General features: G+C 61.2%; 1 protein-coding gene and 1 pseudogene. Both read left to right on the plus strand.

The features are described from left to right. Positions 1 to 398 precede the first annotated feature (398 nt). A pseudogene (locus RSO01_RS50240) lies at positions 399 to 473 on the plus strand (zinc-ribbon domain-containing protein); the annotation flags it as partial. Between the two features lie 9 nt (positions 474 to 482). Continuing rightward, the coding region (locus tag RSO01_RS46385; RefSeq protein ID WP_147157411.1) for an ATP-binding protein at positions 483 to 3,101 on the plus strand (2,619 nt) is incomplete at its 3' end.

Raw genomic sequence — 3,101 nt, forward strand, 5'->3', positions numbered from 1 at the left:
AAGATACACTCGACTCAAAGGTTCTTCAGCAAACTGCTAGATCACAAATATTCTCGCTGCGACGACGCCGGGTTGGCGGCCATCCACGCGATTGCGTTGAAGGCTGCCATGCCATGAGCGGGTCGATCTTGGCGGCGCCAGAGGCCTGCTTGGTAATGGTGATGGCATTGCCTTTCGGCTCAAACACGCGCGTTGCTCACCGCCCACGCCATTAAGGCCTGCCCGCCGTGCGGACTTCGACCTGATCGGTGAGAAAACAGGACGTGACGCGCCAGAATGGGTAGGACGCGCAGCGGGAAATCGGTAAGATAGTTATCGGCTGCAACCTGGCTAGCAGCGACGCAGCCGCAGCGTTAGCGCCAAAATTGACGTCAGCTGGTCTACTCTTGGGGGCGCCTTTGCTCGCAAGCTCCTGTACGCACTGCGGTCAACAGCTGCCCTCGACGGCTAAGTTCTGCTTAGAGTGCGGGCGGCCAACAGGCATGGCCCAAGACGCACAGTCATCAATTGGGGCGCCTGATACCTACACACCGGAACATCTGGCCCATAAAATTCTGAACTCAAAGGCCGCCCTCGAAGGTGAACGCAAGCAGGTAACGGTCCTGTTCGCTGACCTCAAGGGCTCGACGGAGCTATTGGCCCACCGTGATCCTGAGGAGGCGCGCAAGCTTCTCGATCCGATCCTCGATCACATGATGGAGGCCGTCCACCACTACGAAGGAATCGTCAACCAAGCCGCCGGAGACGGGATTATGGCATTGTTCGGCGCTCCTCTCGCTCACGAGGATCACGCCGTGTGCGCCTGCTTCGCAGCGCTGCGGATGCAAGAGCGGGTGAAGCGCCACGCCGAGGAGGTGTTCCATGCTTATGGCGTGAACCTGCAGATCCGCGTCGGACTGAATTCCGGTGAGGTTGTTGTAGGCACCATCCGCAGTGATCTCCGTATGGACTACACAGCCGTGGGGCGAACCACGCACCTGGCTGCGCGCATGGAGCAACTCGCGAGCCCAGGCAGCATCCTGCTCACGCCGTCCACGCTTCGGCTTGCCGAAGGCCTTGCCATGACTAGGTCGTTGGGCCCTGTGCCGGTCAAAGGGCTTGCCGAGCCACTGGAACTTTACGAACTAACAGGTGCCGGCCCGGCGCGCACCCGGTTCCAGGCCGTCGCCCGTAGGGGGCTTACACGCTTCGTCGGACGCGACGCCGAGCTGGAGCAGCTTCGGGCCGCCAGGCAGCTTGCCGGCGATGGTCAGGGTCAAATCGTAACCCTCATCGCCGACGCCGGGATCGGCAAATCACGACTCGTCTACGAACTCACTCACTCGCACAGCGTGGAGACATGGCTAGTGCTCGAGTGCGGCGCGGTCTCTTACGGCAAGGCGATGAGCTACCTGCCCGTCGTCAATCTCCTCAAGAGCTACTTCAAGATCCAGGACCAGGACAGCCTCCAGGCCATTCGCGACAAGGTTACTGACAAGCTACTAGCGCTCGATCCAGCACTCGAGGAGGCGCTCATCGCCTTGCTGGCCTTGCTGGATCTGCCGGTGAAAGACGCCGCGTGGCAGGCGCTCGACCCTGCCCAGCGGCGGCAGCGTACACTTGACGCCGTGCGTCGCCTGCTGCTGCGGATAGCGCGCGAACAGCCAGTCGTCCTAGTCTTCGAGGACCTGCACTGGATCGACGGCGAGACGCAGGCACTGCTAGACGGCCTGGTCGAAGACCTTGGCGCAACGCGCATTCTGTTGCTTGCGACGTATAGGCCCGAATACCGACATGGCTGGAGCAGCAAACCGCACTATGGCGAGATATCGCTGGGTGCGCTCCCCACCGACAGCGCCCGCGAACTGCTGGACGCGCTCCTTGGCTACGATCCTGGGACAGCACCGCTCAAGGAGCGCCTCCTCGACCTCGGAACGCCGTTCTACCTCGAAGAGGCGGTACGGACCTTGATGGAAACCAAGGCGCTGGAGGGGTCGCTGGGCCTCTATCGCCCGACCCGGCCGGTCGAGGTCATCGAGGTCCCGGCGAGCGTTCAGGTGATGCTTGCCGCTCGCATCGATCGGCTCTCCGCCGAAGACAAACGTCTTCTGCAGCTCGCCGCCGTGATCGGCAAGCAAATACCGTTGCCCCTGCTGCGAGCCGTCGCCGAACTGCCGGACGAAGCGCTTCGTCATTCGCTCGATCGTCTGCAGAGCGCTGATTTCCTCTACGAGACAGATCTGGTTTCCGATCGCGAGTACAACTTCAAGCACTCGCTCACCCAGGACGTTGCGTATGGCAGCTTGTTGCAGCAGCATCGCCGCGAACTACACGCTCGGATTTTTGCAGCCATCGAGCGCTTGCATCACAATCGTTTTGGTGAGCAAGTCGAGCTGCTGGCCCACCACGCGCTGAGCGGCGACTTGCTCGAAAAGGCCGTATTGTACCTCTTCGAGGCCGGCAAGAAGGCCAGCCGGCACTCCGCGCATCAGAGCGCCCTGAGTTGGTACGATCAAGCACTCAATGCATTGGAAAGGTTGCCGCATAGCCGATTGAAGCTAGAGCAGGGCTTCGACATACGCCTCCACATTAACGCTGCCCTCGGCCGCAGCGGTGAACCGCGAGAGGCTGTGCAGCGCTTGCAGGAAGCCGCCGATCTGGCAGAAAAGTTGAACGACGAAATCAGGAGTGGGCGTGTCGATGTGCTTCTGGCAGTTCACAATTGCCGGAGCGGCCAGCTTGATGAAGCCCTCTCCAACACCTCCCGGGCTCTCAGGATCGCCGATCGTCTAAGCGATCGGGCGCTTCTCAGCATGGCGAATGCCATCCTTGAGAATGTGCACTATGAGCGTGCGGAGTACGAGCGGGTGGTGAGCTTGGCCAATGGAAATCTTGCCGTCGAGGTCGAGCATTCCTACTGGATTGAGCGGCACCTTGGGTCGTTTCATAATCGCTATTGGCTGGTCAGAAGCCTAGCCGAACTCGGACGATTTACTGAAGCGGCGGCGCACTCGCAGGAGACACTCAGGCTTGCCGTCCCGACAGAGAACTTTGCTCTGGGCGTAGTCCACCACGGCGAAGGGTGGCGCCTCGTGGCCAAGGGCGACTGGGCTCGGGCGCGC

This window comes from Reyranella soli (genome assembly GCF_007992495.1).
Classification (GTDB): Bacteria; Pseudomonadota; Alphaproteobacteria; order Reyranellales; family Reyranellaceae; genus Reyranella; species Reyranella soli.